Origin of the sequence: Chryseobacterium sp. G0162 (genome assembly GCF_003815715.1) — a bacterium.
Lineage (GTDB): Bacteria > Bacteroidota > Bacteroidia > Flavobacteriales > Weeksellaceae > Chryseobacterium.
Genome location: NZ_CP033922.1, coordinates 2,062,110 through 2,081,060, shown reverse-complemented (window position 1 = coordinate 2,081,060; position 18,951 = coordinate 2,062,110). Strand labels below are relative to the sequence as shown.

General features: G+C 33.2%; 14 protein-coding genes. 11 read left to right on the top strand and 3 right to left on the bottom strand.

Annotation, left to right across the window (positions count from 1 at the left end; genetic code table 11):
- Positions 1-22: 22 nt before the first annotated feature.
- The 7 genes from EG344_RS09560 (at position 23) to EG344_RS09530 (ending at position 11,773) form a co-directional block, all read left to right on the top strand.
- On the top strand, positions 23-1,960 hold the full coding sequence (locus tag EG344_RS09560) for a putative porin (protein ID WP_123909233.1): 1,938 nt from the start codon (positions 23-25) through the stop codon (positions 1,958-1,960).
- Between the two features lie 12 nt (positions 1,961-1,972).
- On the top strand, positions 1,973-3,559 hold the full coding sequence (bshC, locus tag EG344_RS09555; protein ID WP_123909232.1) for a bacillithiol biosynthesis cysteine-adding enzyme BshC: 1,587 nt from the start codon (positions 1,973-1,975) through the stop codon (positions 3,557-3,559).
- A gap of 38 nt (positions 3,560-3,597) precedes the next feature.
- A complete protein-coding gene (locus tag EG344_RS09550; RefSeq protein WP_228412895.1) occupies positions 3,598-5,553 on the top strand; it encodes a LysM peptidoglycan-binding domain-containing protein in 1,956 nt (651 codons plus the stop codon).
- Between the two features lie 70 nt (positions 5,554-5,623).
- Positions 5,624-6,499, top strand: a complete 876-nt coding sequence (gene fabD / locus EG344_RS09545; RefSeq protein WP_123909231.1) for an ACP S-malonyltransferase — start codon at positions 5,624-5,626, stop codon at positions 6,497-6,499.
- 12 nt (positions 6,500-6,511) lie between these two features.
- On the top strand, positions 6,512-7,417 hold the full coding sequence (locus EG344_RS09540) for a GYDIA family GHMP kinase (protein WP_123909230.1): 906 nt from the start codon (positions 6,512-6,514) through the stop codon (positions 7,415-7,417).
- A 127-nt stretch (positions 7,418-7,544) separates the two neighbouring features.
- Positions 7,545-9,161 (top strand): phosphoenolpyruvate carboxykinase (ATP), encoded by a 1,617-nt coding sequence (gene pckA, locus EG344_RS09535; protein ID WP_123858755.1) that lies wholly within the window; start codon positions 7,545-7,547, stop codon positions 9,159-9,161.
- Positions 9,162-10,456: 1,295 nt separating this feature from the next.
- Positions 10,457-11,773 (top strand): hypothetical protein, encoded by a 1,317-nt coding sequence (locus EG344_RS09530; protein ID WP_123858756.1) that lies wholly within the window; start codon positions 10,457-10,459, stop codon positions 11,771-11,773.
- 205 nt (positions 11,774-11,978) lie between these two features.
- Here EG344_RS09530 and EG344_RS09525 read toward each other — a convergent pair whose 3' ends face one another.
- Positions 11,979-12,386: a type II 3-dehydroquinate dehydratase gene (locus tag EG344_RS09525; RefSeq protein WP_123858757.1), complete on the bottom strand. Its 408-nt coding sequence runs from the start codon at positions 12,384-12,386 to the stop codon at positions 11,979-11,981.
- Between the two features lie 53 nt (positions 12,387-12,439).
- A complete protein-coding gene (locus EG344_RS23890) occupies positions 12,440-13,012 on the bottom strand; it encodes a helix-turn-helix domain-containing protein (protein WP_164464416.1) in 573 nt (190 codons plus the stop codon).
- A 1,070-nt stretch (positions 13,013-14,082) separates the two neighbouring features.
- Here EG344_RS23890 and EG344_RS09515 point away from each other — a divergent pair.
- Positions 14,083-15,042 carry a hypothetical protein gene (locus tag EG344_RS09515; protein WP_123909229.1) on the top strand — a complete coding sequence of 320 codons (960 nt, stop codon included), beginning with the start codon at positions 14,083-14,085 and terminating at the stop codon, positions 15,040-15,042.
- Positions 15,043-15,077: 35 nt separating this feature from the next.
- Positions 15,078-16,022 (top strand): hypothetical protein, encoded by a 945-nt coding sequence (locus EG344_RS09510; RefSeq protein ID WP_123909228.1) that lies wholly within the window; start codon positions 15,078-15,080, stop codon positions 16,020-16,022.
- Between the two features lie 200 nt (positions 16,023-16,222).
- Here the strand turns inward: EG344_RS09510 and EG344_RS09505 are convergent, their stop codons facing one another.
- A complete protein-coding gene (locus EG344_RS09505) occupies positions 16,223-17,152 on the bottom strand; it encodes a helix-turn-helix domain-containing protein (protein ID WP_164464415.1) in 930 nt (309 codons plus the stop codon).
- Between the two features lie 487 nt (positions 17,153-17,639).
- Between EG344_RS09505 and EG344_RS09500 the strand changes: the two genes are divergently transcribed.
- Positions 17,640-17,852 (top strand): hypothetical protein, encoded by a 213-nt coding sequence (locus EG344_RS09500; RefSeq protein WP_123909227.1) that lies wholly within the window; start codon positions 17,640-17,642, stop codon positions 17,850-17,852.
- A gap of 583 nt (positions 17,853-18,435) precedes the next feature.
- On the top strand, positions 18,436-18,873 hold the full coding sequence (locus EG344_RS09495; protein ID WP_123909226.1) for a transposase: 438 nt from the start codon (positions 18,436-18,438) through the stop codon (positions 18,871-18,873).
- The last annotated feature ends 78 nt before the right edge of the window (positions 18,874-18,951 follow it).

Here is an 18,951-nt window from a genome sequence, read left to right as displayed (position 1 = left end):
TTTTGCTGTACAATAATGAATAATGAAGTATATCCTTTTCATAATCACTTTCTTCGGCTTCGCTGCCAGTGCACAGGTTGTTAAAACAGAAGATGCCAAAAAGCCTAAACAGCCGGAAGATACTCTGGTCATAGACTCCGGGAAGAAAGATTCCTTAAAAATTTTTAAACCAACGATCAACGATTATCAATACCAGACTCAGTTTTCGGAAAAGAAAGTTTTTGATACGGTTATGACGTTTAATAAAACGTATATTTTCTCACAATATAACAATAACGATAACTTTGGAAGAATACAGCCTGCGAATATCGGATCAGGATTTAATCCCTTAGTCTTTGAGGTGAACGCAGAACAGAATTTATCTTTATTGCCTTCCAATAAATCGTATATGATTTTAGGTGCAAATGATGTGAAGTATTACGATGTGAAAACACCTACTGCAACATTTATCTATCATAATGCAATGAGAAATGGAGCCGCACTAAATTCTACCTATACCCAAAATATTGGAAAAAGATTCAATTTTTCCATTGAATATATGGGGCTTCGTTCACAGGGACTTTACAGAAATTCATTGGCGGCTAATAACAATACCATTTTCTCCGGACATTATGTTTCAAAAAGTGGAAACTATGAATTATTTGCGCACTACCTTCATCAGAATGTTAACAACCAGGAAAGTGGGGGAATTACCGAAGATAACTTGTTTCAAAGTGGAGACAGCAATTATAAGAACAGACAGAATGCTCAGGTTAATCTGGCGTCAACGAGTTCGCAGTTTGCCTACAGAAGATATTATCTAAGCCATCAGTTTACTCCGTTCAATGCTGAAAAATTTCCATTCAGCATCAGGCATACGATTTTTCATCAGGGAAATAAATATTATTATAATCAGGGAGCCTTGGAAAGCTATTGGTATGAAACTGCTGCTGATTTAGTTAATGGATTTCCTTTGACAACAAAAAAATATTCCAGTAATCTGAGTAATACTTTGAGCCTGGTTTTTAATAATGAAAAGTTCAAGTTAGATGCTGGGGTTCGATATCAGATGATTAAATTTGGAATAAGAGATGTTGTCTCTCTTGATGGAGTACCTTTTCCGGGTGAGCTTAAAGAAAACAGAATTGGAGCTGTAGGAAACCTACAGGTAAAACTTTGGGATAAAGTTCAGCTTAATTCATTCCTTGAGTTTTCAAACGGAAGTCAGTTTAAAAGCTATCTGAGAACAACAAACAATCTGAAGTTTGAGCCTATAAAAGATTATTTTGTGAATGCAAAAGTGAACTTCCAGAGTGCTTATCCATCATTCAACTATTTATTGAATACTTCAGTTTATAATAACTTCAATTATTATCTTGAAAATGCGAAGAATCAATCTATAATGGAGCTTGGAGGAAGTATTAATCTGAAATGGTTTAAAACAGAACTTTTTGCCAACTACTTTAGAATTGATAATTATACCTACTTTGATAACAATGGAGCTCCTAAGCAGAGTGAGAACTCATTGAATATTTCTCAAATTGGGGGGGATGCTACATTCAGCTATGGTAAATTCCATTTAAATACAAGACTGCATTTCCAAAATGCGCTAACGAATAAGAACTTGCTTCCAATGCCAAGTTTTGTAGGGAGAGCAAACTTCTTCTATCAGACACAAGCATTTAAAAAGGCAGCAGAAATTCAGGCAGGACTTAAAGTATATTATTTCTCTAAATTTAATTCCAGAGAATATTTCCCGGTTCTTAATGAATATGTTCTTCCAGGCAACGATTCATTCGCTATTGGTGGACAACCTATTGCCGATCTATATATTAATATGAAGGTGAAAAAAATGTTCTTCTTCATAGAGGGACAACAGGTGGGTACCTTTATTTCTAATAACAAAGCTTACGCATTTCCACATTATCCGGTGTATGATTTCAGACTGAATATCGGAATCGTATGGTATTTGTTCAACTAAAAACGATACAGGTTGAAAACAATTAATAAAATATCATTTAATGATATAGAAAGCATACCTCAATTGGTAAAAGATTTTTTGAATCATGATATTGAAGGTTTTGAAAATAAAACATTTTCTGTAGAGCATTTCAGCGAGCAGATTCACTTGAAAAAAGATTCTTTTTCTTCAGAACAGAGGAATATATTATATGATGTATTTGAAAAGCAGTTGTCAGATCTTACCCTTTCTTCAAAGCAGAAAGAAAACCTTGAACATCTAAAACTGCCAAACACTTTTACCATTACAACAGGACATCAGTTGAATTTGTTTTCAGGACCGGTTTTCTTTGTCTATAAAATTTTACAGACCATTAAAACCTGTGCCTATCTTAAAGAACATTTTCCAGATTTTAATTTTGTTCCAGTATATTGGATGGCTTCTGAAGATCATGATTTTGCTGAGATCAACCATTTTAAAACGGAGAATAATTATTATGAAATTAATGAGAAATCCGGTGGTCCTGTAGGCAGAATCAAAATTAATGATACTTACTTTATCTCTGAATTTGAAAAAGAATTCAAAGATTCAGTTTTTGGTACAGAACTGATCTTGATGTTGAAAGAAGCCTATAAGGTTGGAAATACTTTGACGCAAGCGATTCAGATCTTGGTAAACCGTCTTTTTTCAAAATTTGGATTGTTGATATTGGATGGAGATTCAAAGGAACTTAAAGAGCAGATTAAAGAGGTCTTTAAAGATGAATTGCTACATTTCAGCTTACATAAAACTTCAAAAGATAAAGTCGATTTTCTGACTGATAAATATGGCAAGGTTCAGGTGAATCCTCGTGAAATTAACCTTTTCTATCTTTCTGAAACGAGAGACAGAATAGATTTTAATGGACAGAAATATATTGTTGTAGATAAACATATTCAGTTTACGGAAGACGAAATTATTGCTGAGCTTGAAAATCACCCCGAAAAGTTCAGTCCAAATGCTTTAATGCGTCCGGTATATCAGGAAAAAGTATTGCCAAATCTTGCTTATATCGGGGGGAATGCTGAAATTATGTATTGGCTGGAGCTGAAAGATTATTTTTCAAAATTAGATATCCCATTCCCAATTCTGATTCCAAGAAACTCCATGCTTTTCCTGAAAGAGAAAATATTGGGGAAAATTGAAAAATTGGATCTTAAAATAGAAGATTTTTTCCAAAATTTTACAGTGATTACCAATCAAAAGATTTTAAATAATAATCCTATTTTAGAATTACTGAATACAAAAGAAGAAATGCTGGTTAACAATTTTGTTGCGTTAAAAGCAGCAGTTGAAACTACTGAGAAATCTTTTGGAAATATGGTGAAAGCAGAAGAAGTAAGACAGCTGAAATCATTTAAAAGAATGAAAAAACGTCTTCTTCATGCAGAAAAAATAAAACAAAATGAATTATTGGAAAGACTTGAAAAGCTGTTTTTAGATGTACATCCTTCCAAAACATGGCAGGAAAGAGTTTTCAACTTTAGTGTATTCTTTTCAGATGAAGGTTATCCATGGCTTGAAAATTGTTTGGAAGAGATGGTGGTTCAAGATTCCAAATTAATAATTGTTGCCATTTAATTTTAAAGAAGTATTTTTGTAAATTATAATTATCGAATATGATAAAGAGGTTTTTTATTCTATCCAGTTTATGTATGGTTTTGGGAGTTTCAGCCCAGAAGTCGCATACCGTTGTACAAGGTGATAACCCTTACAACATTGCAAAGAAGTATGGAATGACTGTAGATGAATTGCTGAAACTAAACCCTAAACACAAAGATGGCAAGCTAGCTATTGGAGATGTTTTAGCCGTAAAAACAGAAAAGGCAGTAACTCCGGTTGCTTCTAAAACTGCTACACCTGAAAAAGTAGGCACAATTGCGGGAACTGCGGTAGGTAAAATTATTTTGCAGCCTAAGCAGACAATCTATGGGATTACAAAGCAATACAGAATCTCTGAAACTGATCTGAGAAAACTGAATCCTGAATTGGATTCTCATATGAAGATCGGAGATGAAATCACATTACCTCTTACCAGCATCAAAAAATATGGTGGAGACCAGCCTACAGCGACTGCAACTGCAACTGCAACAACAAAACCTGTAGAAACTCCTGTTGAAAAAACAGTTACGGTTACACCCACTACCTCTGCTGCAGAAGGAGAAAGCTATGTGATTCAGGCTAAAGATAATTATTACAGAATTACAAAACAGTTTGGGATTAGCCAACAGGATCTTTACACCTTAAATCCAGGATTGGAAGAAAAAGGACTGAAGCCTGGTGAAACCATTAAAATAAAAAAAATCAATACTGATTCTGGAGTTGAAACAACCAATTCAAAAGAAAAAATGGATTCAGGGAATGAAAAATCTACACCTGTTTCCAACAACGTAGTGGTTGGTGATGACTATGTGACTTATACCGTTCAGCAGGGAGATACCGTATTCTCTATTGTGAATAAGTTCGGAGTAAGTATCGATGAATTAATTGCTCTTAACCCAGACCTTTCCAAAGGGTTGAAATCAGGAATGGTTTTAAAAATCAAAAAACAGGATCCGGTTTACGTTAAGAAAAATGGTGATGCGCTAAGTGTGGTATTGATGCTTCCTTTCGGTTACAGCACCAATGAAACACAGTACAGAGGAATGGCTCTGGATTTCTTAACAGGTGCTAAACTTGCTATTGAAAGAAACGCAAGAGGAGGTCAGAAACTGGATATTAAAATTGTAGATTCAGGAAATGAAGCTTCTTTTAAAAACTCTCTAACGCAGATCAATCCTGAAAATACGGATCTTATCATTGGACCATTCTTTAAGTCCAATGTAATTGATGTATTAGATTTTACTAAAAATCAAAAAATTCCAGTTGTGGCTCCATTTGCCAATACACCGGAATTATATAACTATAGCAATTTGATTATCGTTGAAACGAATAATCAGACGTATGCAGATAAACTTATAGAAGAAGTTAAATCAGTATATTCAGATCAAAAGATATATGTAGTAGCAGACGCTAAAAAAGAAAATGCAAACTACATCAAAGCAGGGCTTGAAAAAGCAGTGAAAAATCCTAATATCATTATTGTTAATTCTCCGGCAGATATTCAACCGGATCAAAACATGATGACAGGACAGTCTGCTCCGGTTATTGCTGTTTTAGCTAGTGATGAGATGGGAGAAGCTTTTGCTAATAAAGTGATTGCCCTTTCTAAAGAAGTACAGGGAGTAAAAGCATTCAGTATGTTCTACTCTCCGGTTTTTGAGAAGAAAGTGGATGATTTGAGCCAGGCAAGTCTGGTATATCTGATGGACAGAAAGATCAATACAGATGGTAACTTTGAAAAAGAAATTCTTGCAGCTTATAAAAGTAAATACTGTAAGACTCCACCAAAATATGCTATCGTAGGTTTTGATGTTGTTAATGATATGTTGACAAGAGAAAATAGAAAAGGAGAAATCTTCAAACAAATGAATAAAGTACAGACTCAGCTTGCCACCAAATTTGAGTTTGTAAAATCTAAGTCGAACGGTGCCTATGTAAACACAGGTTATAGAGTAATCAGGCTGGTACCTTAGATGATTTATCTTTGTTTAAAAGAATATTGTTAACATTATAGTTATATTTGCATAATATTTAATTCAATACATGAAAGCACTTGTATTTCCAGGGCAGGGTTCTCAGTTCGTAGGAATGGGAAAAGAATTGTATGATTCTAGAAAAGATATTAAAGATCTGATGGAATCTGCTAATGAAATTTTAGGTTTCGACATTCTTTCCATTATGTTTAACGGAACGGATGCGGATCTTAAGAAAACAGAGGTTACCCAGCCTTCAATTTTTATTCACTCAGTAGCAGCATTAAAAGCAGTAAACGGTCTTGGCGCTGAAATGGTAGCAGGACACTCTTTAGGAGAGTTCTCAGCATTGGTCGCTAATGGCGTTTTATCTTTTGATGATGGTTTGAAATTGGTTTCTGAGAGAGCTAAGGCTATGCAGGAGGCTTGTGATGCAAATCCAAGTTCAATGGCAGCTATTTTAGGTCTTGAGGATGCTAAAGTTGAAGAAATCTGTGCACAGATCAGTGGAATTGTTGTTCCGGCAAACTATAACTGCCCAGGACAATTGGTAATCTCAGGAGAAACTTCTGCAGTAGAAGAAGCTTGTGTGAAATTAAAAGAAGCAGGCGCAAAAAGAGCTTTATTATTACCGGTAAACGGAGCTTTCCATTCACCTTTGATGCAGCCGGCTCAGGAAAGATTAGCGGCTGCTATTGAAAAAACAAAATTCAGAAAAGCTACTATTCCTGTATACCAGAATATCACGACTACAGCAGTAACCAATCCTGATGAGATCAAACAAAATCTTATCGATCAGCTTACAGGTCCTGTAAAATGGACACAGTCTGTACAGAATATGATTAAAGATGGTGCTTCTAACTTTGTAGAAGTAGGACCAGGAAAAACTCTTCAGGGACTAATCAAAAAAATTGACGGATCAGTAGAATCTAATTCTGCCATCTAATTAATAAAAAATATGAGCGCGATATTTTCACCGGGCAAGCTGATGCTTACTTCAGAATATTTCGCAATCGACGGAGCTCTTGTCTTAGCGGTACCTACCAAGCTGGGACAAGAGTTTTTTTTTGAAGAAAAAGATGATAACAAGTCTTTGATTTTCTGGGAAGCTCTTCATCAAAATAAACCTTGGTTAAAGGTTGTCATTGATTACAAAAAATGGCAAATCCTGGAAAACAACATTCCATCAAGTGCTGAATTTATTGTAAAAACATTAAAGAACGTTCAGCAGCTTTCTACTACAAAATTCAAAAACGATTATACTTACCATTTAAAAACCAATCTTCAGTTTCCTGCTGATTTTGGCCTTGGAAGCAGTTCAACATTGATGAACAACCTTTCTGAATGGGCTAAAGTTGATCCTTTCTATTTAAATACAATCAGTTTAGGCGGCAGTGGGTATGATATTGCTGTTGCAAAAGAAAAATCAGCCGTACTTTTTCAGAGCAAACCAGAAATCTGGTATGAGAAGATAGATTTTAATCCATCCTTTAAAAATGAATTGATTTTTATTCACTTAAATCAAAAGCAGGACAGCCGTGAAGGAATCAATCTTTACAAATCAAAAAAGAAGTCTCAGGAATTAGTTAATGAATTTTCAGATATCACAAAGAAAGTTTTATTATGCAATGAATTGGAAACCTTTTCTGAACTAATGATGATTCATGAGCGTAAAATTTCCGATTTTATTGAAATTCCTACAGTTAAAGAAAAAATATTCTCAGATTGCCCTGTATTTGTCAAAAGTTTGGGTGCTTGGGGCGGAGATTTCGTGATGAGTGCCAAATTTGGGGGCTTTAAAGAGTATTTTTGGGAGAAAGGTTTTACTACTGTTTTTAAATGGTCTGATTTAATTGATTTATAATCAGTGTTTTATAGCTCCTTTTTTTTATTTGCCATTCTGACTTATATCAGTATATTTAAACCGCCTTTAACAAATAATTAATATTATTTTTGTTGAAGTCAATAAAGAAATAGAAAATATAAGTAAAATGAAAAACACTAAAATCATCCAGGATTTAGAGAAATTAGGGATTAAAGGAAACTATGAAGTAGTGTGTAACCCTTCGTATGAAGAATTATACCAGGCTGAAGTTTCTCCTGAAAATCAGGGGTTTGAGAAAGCGGAACTTACAGAATCGGGCGCGGTATCAGTAAAAACAGGAATTTTCACAGGTCGTTCACCTAAAGACAGATATATTGTTCAGGATGATGTTACAAGAGATACAATTTTCTGGGATGGTAAAGTAAACTTACCAACAACGCAGGAAATTTTCGGGTCTTGTAAAGAACTAGTGATGACTCAGCTTTCTGAAGCTAAGAAAATTTATGTTGTAGATGCTTTCTGTGGAACAAATGCAGATACAAGACTTAAGGTAAGATTTATTATGGAAGTAGCATGGCAGGCGCATTTTGTTACCAACATGTTTATCCGTCCTTCTCACTTCGAGCTTGAAAATTTTGGAGAACCAGATTTTACAGTAATCAATGGTTCTAAAACAACTAACCCTAACTGGGAAGCTCAGGGATTGAACTCTGAAAACTTCGTGATGTTCAACCTTACTGAAAAACTACAGATCATCGGAGGTACTTGGTACGGAGGTGAAATGAAGAAAGGGATGTTTGCTATGATGAACTATTACCTTCCATTAAAAGGAATGGCTTCAATGCACTGTTCTGCAAACGTAGGAGAAAAAGGGGATGTTGCTCTATTCTTTGGTCTTTCCGGAACAGGAAAAACTACTTTATCTGCAGATCCGAAAAGATACCTTATCGGTGACGATGAGCACGGATGGGATAACAATGGAGTATTTAACTATGAAGGTGGATGTTATGCTAAAGTAATTGACCTTTCAGAAGAGAAAGAACCGGATATCTTCAGAGCAATAAAAAGAGATGCGCTTCTTGAAAACGTTGTAGTACACAATGGAGTAGCAGATTATACAGATGGATCTATCACTGAAAATACAAGAGTTTCTTATCCAATCTATCATATTAATAAAATTGTATTACCATCTAAAGCTGGTCATGCAAGTAAGATCGTTTATCTTTCAGCGGATGCATTCGGAGTACTTCCTCCGGTTTCTATCCTGAATGAAGATCAAGCTCAATACCACTTCCTGTGCGGTTATACTTCAAAATTAGCTGGAACTGAAAGAGGAATTACTGAGCCTCAGCCATCTTTCTCTCCGGCATTTGGTGAAGCGTTCCTTACATTACACCCAACAATGTATTCTAAAACATTGATCGGAAAAATGAAAGAACACGGCGCTAAAGCGTATTTAGTAAACACAGGTTGGAATGGTACCGGAAAGAGAATTTCTCTAAAAGATACAAGAGCAATTATTGATGCGATCATTGACGGATCTATTGATAATGCTCCTAAAACTCAGGTTCCAATCATGAACTTAGAAATTCCTACTGAACTTCCAAACGTATCTACAGGTATTTTAGATCCTAGAGATACTTATGAAAATGCTTCAGAATGGGAAGAGAAAGCAAAAGATCTTGCTTCAAGATATATCAAAAACTTCGAACAGTATTGTGATACTGAAGAAGGTAAGAGATTAATTCCTTCTGGACCACAATTACAAGAACAAACTATCTAATAAGATAGAGTACAAATAGAAAGCCTCATCCACGATGAGGCTTTTTTTATTTTATATCTTACGGATTAAGCTGATGCCATATTACATAAAAAGAATAGACTTTTCAGAATGAAAAATACTCTTAATCTATTAAATCTAGAAGAAAAAAATAAACCGATAACCCGCTAGATATTATGACATTATTTTGTCTGAGATAAAGAATATGAAAATAGTGATATAAATAGCTAATATGGATATCATAATTGCCAGATGTCTATCCATCAATTTTAATTTCAGTTTTTTTATTTGTTCCTTTTTACACTTAATGAAGCGATTAAATTATTATATATTGGATAATCAGTTTCTCATAATTAATTTTTTTAATTTGCTGTTTTATAGCTTTTTATGTACTTGTTATAAGTCATTTTCTAGATTTTCATTTATGATTTAATTTTTTGTAGGACCGTAAAGAATAACTTTGCAACAGGGCTTTGAAAAGTTGAAAATAATGAAAATACTCTATCACTAATTCCTTATATTTTTTAAAAAAATTAAATTTCTTTTTGTCTATTTTAGTTACAAATAATAATTCTATTTTGTAGAGTTATTGTAATATTTGCTGCTTTTACAATAGAAGATTAACGAATAATTTTAGCAGGTTGGAATAAAGGATAAAGTATTAATGAATATGAAAATAAGCTTTAAGTAAATAGTCAATGATTATGAAGGAGAAATTTATTTTTATAAATGACGCTGCGTTAATGTATGATTAATGGCTTTTTAATTTTGAGAGTGATGTCTTTGAGTGTATGATCATTTTATCAATTAATGGTTCTTAGTAAATATAAGGTAATGAAAAAAATATTTTGAGTGTTACTAATTTTATAGAGTACGTTGCTTCTGATACACGGGTAGGTTGGTATTAGTACGACAACGGCGAAAAGGGCTTTTCGTTTCTTCTCGTTATAATCATTTTTACATCATAAAGGAAAATACCTCTATTTATTCAGATCGTTTACTTTTCAAGCTTGAATTGAAAATCTCTTAATCTTGAATAAATTATAGTAAAAAATATTCCTATCTATTTTGAGGATAGAGTATTAAGAACTTGTTATGCCATAATCTAATAAAATAAACACAATTGCTATATATATTAAAAACACAAATGGTGATTAATACATACTGTTTAAAAAAATAACCACTTTTGAAATGAATACAGTGTGATTTTAAAATAATGGAGATCCTGCTATAGCGTAAAGCCAGTCAGGATAGCTATCTGTTTTAGATACAAAAGAATACAAATTAAATATAAAAAAATGATGAAACACAAATTATTACAAATGGTGGCTTTTATAGCCCCATTCTTATTGATCTATGGCCAGGTAGGGATAAATACTGCTACACCAAACCCTAAATCAGCGCTAGAAGTATTTTCTAAAAATAAAGGTTTTCTTCCGCCACGCATGACAACTCTGGAAAGAGATGATTTGCTTTCTCCGGAATCTCCAAATGTAGAGGCTGAAGGGATGGTGATTTACAATACAACCGTTCACTGTCTGGAATTTTGGAATAGTTTGGAATGGATTAATATGTGCCAGGGAGGCTCATCAATTTATACGATCAATTGTGAGCCTGTTGTCAGCGGAAGCTTTTATGCAGGTGCTGCGGCAGCAGGTTCTGTAAGGATTAAAGTAACCGTAAACAAGCCTGGAAATTATAAAATTAATACGGCAACAATCAATGGGTTGAGTTTTAGTGGAGATGGAAATTTTGAGAATACAGGAGAACAATATGTTATTCTTTCCGCTGAAGGAACTCCTTTACAAACAGGAACCTATACCTATTCTATTATTAATCCTTCAGGAAATGACAGTTGTACGTTTAATATCACGGTGACGAATCAGCCTTCTGGAAGGACAATAAAAGTACTTTCCATAGTTCCTGATGCTTGGAATGGTACTTTATCGACAGATTCTTATGGGAGATATTCGTCAGTTGCGAGGTCTAAGTTGACCAATCCTAGTAACTTTGGGCCCAATGGAAGTGTGGTAATGTCAAATTTTATTTTCAATACTGTTAATATCCAGACTGCAACCTCTGCTGAATTATCGCAGGCAATCGATAACTCAGATATTATTTGGATTGGTTATGTATATACTAGTTATTTCTCGGATCAGGCTATCACTATTTTGAAACAGAAGATTCAAGAAAAGAAAAAGTTTTTTATTATTGATGCGGAACATCAAAATCTTACTCCAATCAATAAACTTAATATAGGTTACAGTGTACAATATATTAATTCTCAAAGACCAGGATCTTTTTTTACCACAACCTCTCAAGGACCAAATAGTGGTGTATTTGGGAATCTTACCGAAAATACAAGGATACAGACTAACCGTTATATGGGAAGAATCACGCAATTTCCTTCTACTGCCAAATTATTTATGAAAGACAGCGCCGGTGGAGTTGCTGGGACCATAGATGGTAATCTATTAGTGTATACCGATGTGAATTTATTTTATAATTATGAATCCACAGATAAATTTTATAATGAAGGAACAGGTTGTACAGAAAGTCCTAATGCCAGAATGTTTTGTAATATATTTAGTATAGCGATCGAATATGTAAGGTAGATTTTGAAAATATACAGTTAAATTATAGAATTCTGGAAAATTACAATGAACATAGATCTAATACAAATTTTAACCTTATCATTCTTAGACAGAGGCTAAGAAAAAAATAAAAGAGTCCATTTTCACGGGTAGTGAGATGGACTCTTTTGGTTTTTAATATGTCTATGTAATTGTTGACTAATTCATTTCGGTAATTGGTCAAAATTTACTTAAGGCTCAATAAGGCCAATCTATATCCATCCATTCCGAAACCTGATAAAACCGCATCTGTATTGGCTGCTGTAACAGATTTCTGTCTAAATTCTTCTCTTTTGTAGATGTTACTGATGTGAACTTCTACCTTTGGTTTTTGGATATTCTTTAAACAATCTGCTATTGCATAAGAATAATGGGTAAATGCTCCTGGATTAATCACAATGGCATCAAAATCATCTTCCTGAAGCCTGTTGATAAGCTCGCCTTCAATATTGGATTGATAATATTTTAATTCATGAGAACGAAACTCAATTTTTAGATTTTCTAAATAAGCTTCCATAGAAATACTCCCATAAACTTCAGGTTCTCTGGTGCCTAAAAGATTAAGGTTAGGACCATTAATAATTAAAATTTTCATAAAAAGAATTTATCCAAAGATAAATATTTTTACAGACTATTATCTGTTACAAATTACAGGTTTTGCTGAATATATTCAGAGGGTGTAATCCCCTCAATTTGCTTAAAAGCTCTGTTAAAGGTTGATTGATTCGAAAACCCGGCTTCAGTGTAGATAAACATTAAAGTGATTTTTTTGAAATCAGTTTCAGTGAATAACTTTTTCACATAATTAATTCTATACCTATTAAGATAGGTATTGAAGTTGGGATATTCTTTATAACGAATAGCCTTGGAAATATAAGAGCTGTTGACATCCAAAACAACACTCATCATTGAAAGATTAAACTTTGGATCTTTAAAAAGCATGTCCTGATTCATTGTTGTTTCTATTTTTTCAAATAATTTTTCAAAAGCTTCTATATCTATAGAGTCTGGTATAGTCTTGATTATACTTTCATTTTCATCTTTAATCAGGGTAGAAGAAGGTGAAATAACCTGATCTGATGTTTCCAGTCTTTTAATTTTATCTTTATAGTGGATCAGTAAAAATACAATTGATATATTGGAAATAAATAGAAGGGTGTCATTAAACTTAACCTCTTCTTGGGTATGTTTGGGGAGATCAAAATTGAAATTGTTAGCCATTATACTGACTGTAACAATGGTAAGTATTACATAAATGGTATATAATATAACTTCTTTTTTAGAAAAAAATATGTAAGCGCCCAACGGAATGGGCAATAAGATAGAGAAACTTGCTACAGAGTTCTCCCAAAAGGATAGTATAATATAAGCACTGTATAGAGGAACACAAATTAAAAAAAAATTGACCAGTAAATCAGGTGAATATTTTTTTCTTGTTAATATGTAAGGAAATCCTAAAGAAAATAAACCAAAAGCCAAATACCATGACATTATTTTGTCTGGGATAAAAAATATGAAAATAGAGATATAAATAGCTAATATGAAAATCATAATCGCTACATATCTATCCATCAATTCTAGTTTCAGGTCTTTTATCAGGTCTTCTTTTTGCACTTAATGAAGCTATTAAATTATTTTATACAGGTAATCAGTTTTTCATAATGGGTTTGTTTAATTTATTGTTTTATAGTTGGTTATATGTTTGTTGTAAGTCATTTTCTAGATTTTCATTTATGCTTTAATTTTTTTTAGCATCGTAAATAATAACTTTGCACCAGGACTTTGAAAAGTTGAAGATAATGAAAATACTCTATCATTAATTCCTTGAAGTTTCTTAAAATTAAATTTCTTTTTCATCCAATTTAGTTACATTATTTTGCTTCTCAAACTTTGGATTGAAAATATATCAAGTCTACTAAATTATAGAAAAAATATAAAATTAATGAACATATAATAATTCTTTTTTGTGGAGTTATTGTTGGACGTTTAATTAATATTAACTGTTTTGGTAGTTAGAAAGTAAAAACTATAAGATGAATTGACAGCGTAAATTCTATTAAAATGGGATAGGACTTTAGCTAAAAGTTGGGTGAATAATAAATCCTTTTCAGGGTTTAATTCTGCGTAGTTGTTTTAATTTAATTATAAGATACTTATAATATTTCTTATTGATGATTTGAAATGAAGATTTACTACCAAAGAGAATTGGTTTGATGATGCTAAAGTTATAATAGCCAGATGTATTTCAATGATTTCCTCTCAATTGTATTATAATTAATAAATATAAAGTAATGAAAAAAAAAATTATTTTGACTGCTGTGGTCTTATGTAGTACACTACTTCTGGTATATGGGCAAGTGGGTATTGGTACGGTAACGCCGAGAGGTGCTTTAGATATCAATAAGCCTACTACAAATACTTTTGGATTGGTTCTTCCTACTAATTCAGATACTGATAATATTGTTAATCCTCAGGGAGGAAATGTTGCCCTTGCAACAATGATGTATGACTCTACTCAGGATTGTATCAAGGTTTACAGATCAAATGGATGGTCGCGATGTTTGTCTGATAAGATCAACAGACCAGAGACTGTTCGTTTTGCTTATTGGTCAACATTTGCTATTGGCAGTTCAGGTTTGACTACTTTTAATTCTCAGTTAAATAATATTAATAATTATAGTGTATCCGGGACATATAAAAATGTTTCCGGATTTCAGTTTACTAACATTACCTCTACTTTGGCAAATGCAACCGTTGAAGACCTTCTGACTAATTATGATATTATCTGTACAGGGTTTTCTAATATGAGTGCTGCTGATGCTGCCAAGATTAAAAGTTATGTAGACAGAGGGGGTGTTGCTATCATATTGCTTGATAATAATATTGGAACAGCATTACTTCAAGCTTTTGGAGTTACTGGTAATGTAACAACGGGAGGTCTTGCAGGGAATAGCACAACGAGCAATATTAATAATGGTGTTTTTGGAGATGCAAGAAATGTAGCATTAACAGGGGCAGCCAGTGCAGGCAGGGTACAAATATCCCAACTTCCGACGGGCAGTAAGCTACTTGCTAATGAAGCTACTAATAATGCAGGGGCGTGGATTACTGGAGCTGGTGGAAGAGCTGTTTTCTTCTGGGATGAAGGAGTTTTTCGTTCATCCGATGTAGCGGGTACTGTAATAGATACTCCTCAGGAGAAGTTCTTGCACAATGTAATAGCATACACTTTAGATAGGGTTGGATTATAATCTGCCATCTATATTTAATTAAAAAACAAGAGGTAATGAGAAAGAAAATTATTTTTAGTATTGTTGTTTTGTGCAGTGCATTGTTTAAGATGTATGGACAAATGGGCATAGACACAACAACGCCAAGAGGTGCTTTAGATATTAATAAGTCTGTCACCAATACTTCCGGATTGGTAATTCCTACCAATTCAGATATGGATAATATTATTAACCCTCAGGGAGGTAATGTTGCTGTTGGGACTATTATATATGACTCCACTCTGGATTGTATTAGATTTTATAAATTAAACGGATGGTCACGGTGTGTGTCTGACAGGAAAGGAAGACCACCTGTTTTGCGTATGGCCCAGTGGGCTGTTCCTGCTGGGATGCCTTTTAATTCTCAACTTACTGACACCAATAATTATGGAACTTCCGGAACATATAATAAAGTTTCCGGAATTCAGATTACGAATATCACCTCTACTTTATCAAACATGACGGCTGATGAATTACTTTCCAACTTTGATATGATATGTACAGGATGGAATGGGTCTAACTTACCTGCTGCTGATGCTGCGAAGATTAAAGAGTATGTAGATCGGGGTGGTGTTGCCCTTTTACTATTTGACAGAAATGTAGGAACGGGATTGCTTCAGGCTTTTGGAGGTAACGGAACTGTGGGTAGTGGTGCAGTTATTGCGAGAAGTACAAATGATGTTGTAAATAATGGTATTTTCGGTGATGTGAGAGATATTGCATTATCAGGTGCTGATACTGCTGGAAGAATACTAATGTCACAACTCCCTGCAGGTGCAAGGCTTCTTGCTACTGAGGCCACAAATAATGCTGGAGGGTGGATTGCAGGAGCGGATGGAAGGGCTATTTTCTTTTGGGATGAAGGAGTTTTCCGTGCATCTGTAACAGGAGCTATAGATACTCCTCAGGAGAGATTTATTCATAATGTAATTGCATATGCTTTGGATAAAACGGGATTATAATTTGTTTTCAAATATAAAAGCACATAGGTGATTTAATGATCTAAATTCAGATTTATTTTTAGAGATCACTAAATTGATACTGAAAAAATAATGATTTTTGAGAATCTGACCGTAAAAAGGTGGCTGTTTTTAAACAACACCTTTTTATGATGTAATATTTTTCTTAAAAAATTGACGGGAAATGGACTGTACTATACATCCTAATTGTCATCAATTTTTAAGTTCTGTTGAATATATTCTGAAGGAGTGATTCCCTCAATTTGTTTAAAAACTCTATTGAATGTAGATTGATTTGAAAACCCTGCTTCAGTATAGACATACATGAGAGTGGTTTTCTGAAAATCAATTTCTTCTAAAAGTTTTTTTACATAGTTGATTCTATAGGTATTGAGATAAATGTTGAAATTAGAATGTCCTTTATATCGAATTGCTTTAGAAATATAAGAACTGTTGACATCTAGAACAACGCTTAATCGTGAAAGGTTCAATTTAACATCCTTAAAAAGCATTTCCTGGTTCATGGCTTTTTCTATTCTTTCAAATAATTTTTCCATGCCCTCAATATCTGCAATGTCTGTTGCGCTTTTGGGTTCATAAGGTTTAGCCTTTGGGAGAGGTGGTGAATCTGCATGTTCCAGTATTTCTTGCTTTTTGATTTTGTCTTTGTAATAAATCAATAAGGATACGACCAGAATATTTGAAATAAATAAATTGATGTCTGTAAACATGACCTCCCTTTGAGTATGCTTTGGAAAGGCATATTTCAAATTGTCAGCGGTGATACTGGCTGTAATAATTATGATCAGAGTATAGGCAACATACTTTATGGTGCCTTTTTTAGAAAAAAAAATATAAGCTCCTAAAGGAATGGGTAATAACCATGAGAAGCTGGCTACAGAATTTTCCCAAAAAGCAAGCATGAGATAAAAACCGAATATGGGGGCAAGTATGAGATAAGTATTTACAATGAGGTTGGGAGAAAATCTTTTTCGTGCAAATGAATAACCGGATCCTAAGAATAAGATCCCTGCCGGCAGATACCAGGATAGAATTTTGTCGGGTATAAAAAAAATAAAAATGATGGAGTAGACTCCTAAGATAGAAATCATAAGAATCACATATCTATCCATCAGTTCCAGTTTTAACCTATGTATCTGGTCTTTTTTTATTTTCAATGTGGACATTTAAATTAAATATTATAATAATTGTTAATGAAATCTAATAAATCATTCTTTTAATTGTTTGGCTTTAAGATCCTTATGAATGTTAAGTCAATTTCTAGATTATCATTTATAGTTGATTTTTTTTGAATCTTCTTGAGGAATAACTTTGCAAAAAGCTTGTTACAAAATCAAAAATGATTGATTATAAATGAATTTTTAATCTTAGGTTATTATAATAGTTTTTATGAATTTTTCTTTCACATATATTTTTCGAATTTATGACAAAAATTTAAATAAAGAAAAGAAAAGTGGTTTTGAGGTTATTTTTAACAAGTAAACTATTATGCTAAAAAATAATTATGATTTAGAAATTAAGATAAACTAATCAATCCTTTATGAAATGCAAAAATCAATAATTAACAACACAAATGTCATTCAATAAATAAAAACACAAATGATGATTTTTAATACTTATGGAGTCTCTAAGAAATACCTTATCAATTTTTTAACTAAAATAAAAATACATTTACTAATGGTTGTTGTTTCTGAAGTATCATTTTCCCACGTAGGGATTAATAATGCCGGGACTCCTTATATGGGAACCATGAATGTTCCTTATCTGGGAGAAAGTGGTGGAACTTATCCTACACAATCCATAGGACCGTGAATGGGCTTACAGCAACTCTTTCTTCAGGGAATTTTAATTCTGGAGAGGGCACATTGAGGTATACGGTGTCAGTATACCTATAATTACCAATCCTACTACTACCATCTTCCCAACTAAATATTGGAGAACAGTCATGTTATGCAACAATAGGAGGAGGTAATATCCTGAAGATGGATAGACGGAATGATTTCTTAGTTTGATTTAATAACATGCACTATATAATGAAGTATTTATATAAGGATTTACAGCTGATTAAGCCGGAGATTTTTCTTAATAAGAGTAAAGAGGAAATCGTCTCAATGTTAGGACATGGTTTTAACTATTGGCATTCAGAGATTTGGAGCTATGCTGTGCCTCAAAAGATGTTTGAAAGCCGCAGATGCCTTCTCCTTGTCTTTGAAGATGATGTTGTAAAGCAGTCATACATAAAAAGATATTATTTTTGGGACTGAATGAAATAAAGAATATCAGGTAGAACGTCCAGTTATAATTGTGATTTTTTCATCTTGCTAATTTCCATATTTTGATGATGAATCTTAATTCTGCCTGATTTTTTAATTTATCAATATGTAATTTTTAAATAATGGTATTTGATTTTAAAAACATTCATATAGGAGCGTGTATTAAGGAAAGATATGAGAGCTTGGGAATTTCAATGATTCGGGTTTGCAACTTTCTTAATATTACAGATGATGAAGTGTACGAAATGTTTATGCAAAAAAGTCTGGATACGGAAGTTCTGTTGAGATGGAGTAAGCTTTTAGAATATGATTTCTTTAGAATCTATACCCAGCATATCATCATATTTGCACCGCAAGCCAATATGGGATATAATACAGTTAGTCCCAAAAAGGGTTCTTCTCTTCCGCAGTTTCGGAAGAATGTATATACTAAAGAAGTAATAGATTTTGTTTTGGAGCTTATCAGTACCGGACAGAAAACAAAACAACAGGTAATAGAGGAATACAAGATTCCTAAAACTACACTTTATAAATGGGCTAGTAAGTATGATAAATCTTAAATAGGTTTTTCATTTTGATAGTTAGAAAATAAATGGTTGGCTCATGCACTGAAATATTAAATTAAAAACATTGAATAT

What these genes read in the sequence shown, in the direction of transcription:
- EG344_RS09560 (WP_123909233.1), top strand. Translation starts at nt 23, where the DNA reads ATGAAGTATATCCTTTTCATAATCACTTTCTTCGGCTTCGCTGCCAGT.
- EG344_RS09550 (WP_228412895.1), top strand. Translation starts at nt 3,598, where the DNA reads ATGATAAAGAGGTTTTTTATTCTATCCAGTTTATGTATGGTTTTGGGA.
- fabD (WP_123909231.1), top strand. Translation starts at nt 5,624, where the DNA reads ATGAAAGCACTTGTATTTCCAGGGCAGGGTTCTCAGTTCGTAGGAATG.
- EG344_RS09540 (WP_123909230.1), top strand. Translation starts at nt 6,512, where the DNA reads ATGAGCGCGATATTTTCACCGGGCAAGCTGATGCTTACTTCAGAATAT.
- pckA (WP_123858755.1), top strand. Translation starts at nt 7,545, where the DNA reads ATGAAAAACACTAAAATCATCCAGGATTTAGAGAAATTAGGGATTAAA.
- EG344_RS09530 (WP_123858756.1), top strand. Translation starts at nt 10,457, where the DNA reads ATGATGAAACACAAATTATTACAAATGGTGGCTTTTATAGCCCCATTC.
- EG344_RS09525 (WP_123858757.1), bottom strand. Translation starts at nt 12,386, where the DNA reads ATGAAAATTTTAATTATTAATGGTCCTAACCTTAATCTTTTAGGCACC.
- EG344_RS23890 (WP_164464416.1), bottom strand. Translation starts at nt 13,012, where the DNA reads ATGGCTAACAATTTCAATTTTGATCTCCCCAAACATACCCAAGAAGAG.
- EG344_RS09515 (WP_123909229.1), top strand. Translation starts at nt 14,083, where the DNA reads ATGAAAAAAAAAATTATTTTGACTGCTGTGGTCTTATGTAGTACACTA.
- EG344_RS09510 (WP_123909228.1), top strand. Translation starts at nt 15,078, where the DNA reads ATGAGAAAGAAAATTATTTTTAGTATTGTTGTTTTGTGCAGTGCATTG.
- EG344_RS09505 (WP_164464415.1), bottom strand. Translation starts at nt 17,152, where the DNA reads ATGGATAGATATGTGATTCTTATGATTTCTATCTTAGGAGTCTACTCC.
- EG344_RS09500 (WP_123909227.1), top strand. Translation starts at nt 17,640, where the DNA reads ATGATGATTTTTAATACTTATGGAGTCTCTAAGAAATACCTTATCAAT.
- EG344_RS09495 (WP_123909226.1), top strand. Translation starts at nt 18,436, where the DNA reads ATGGTATTTGATTTTAAAAACATTCATATAGGAGCGTGTATTAAGGAA.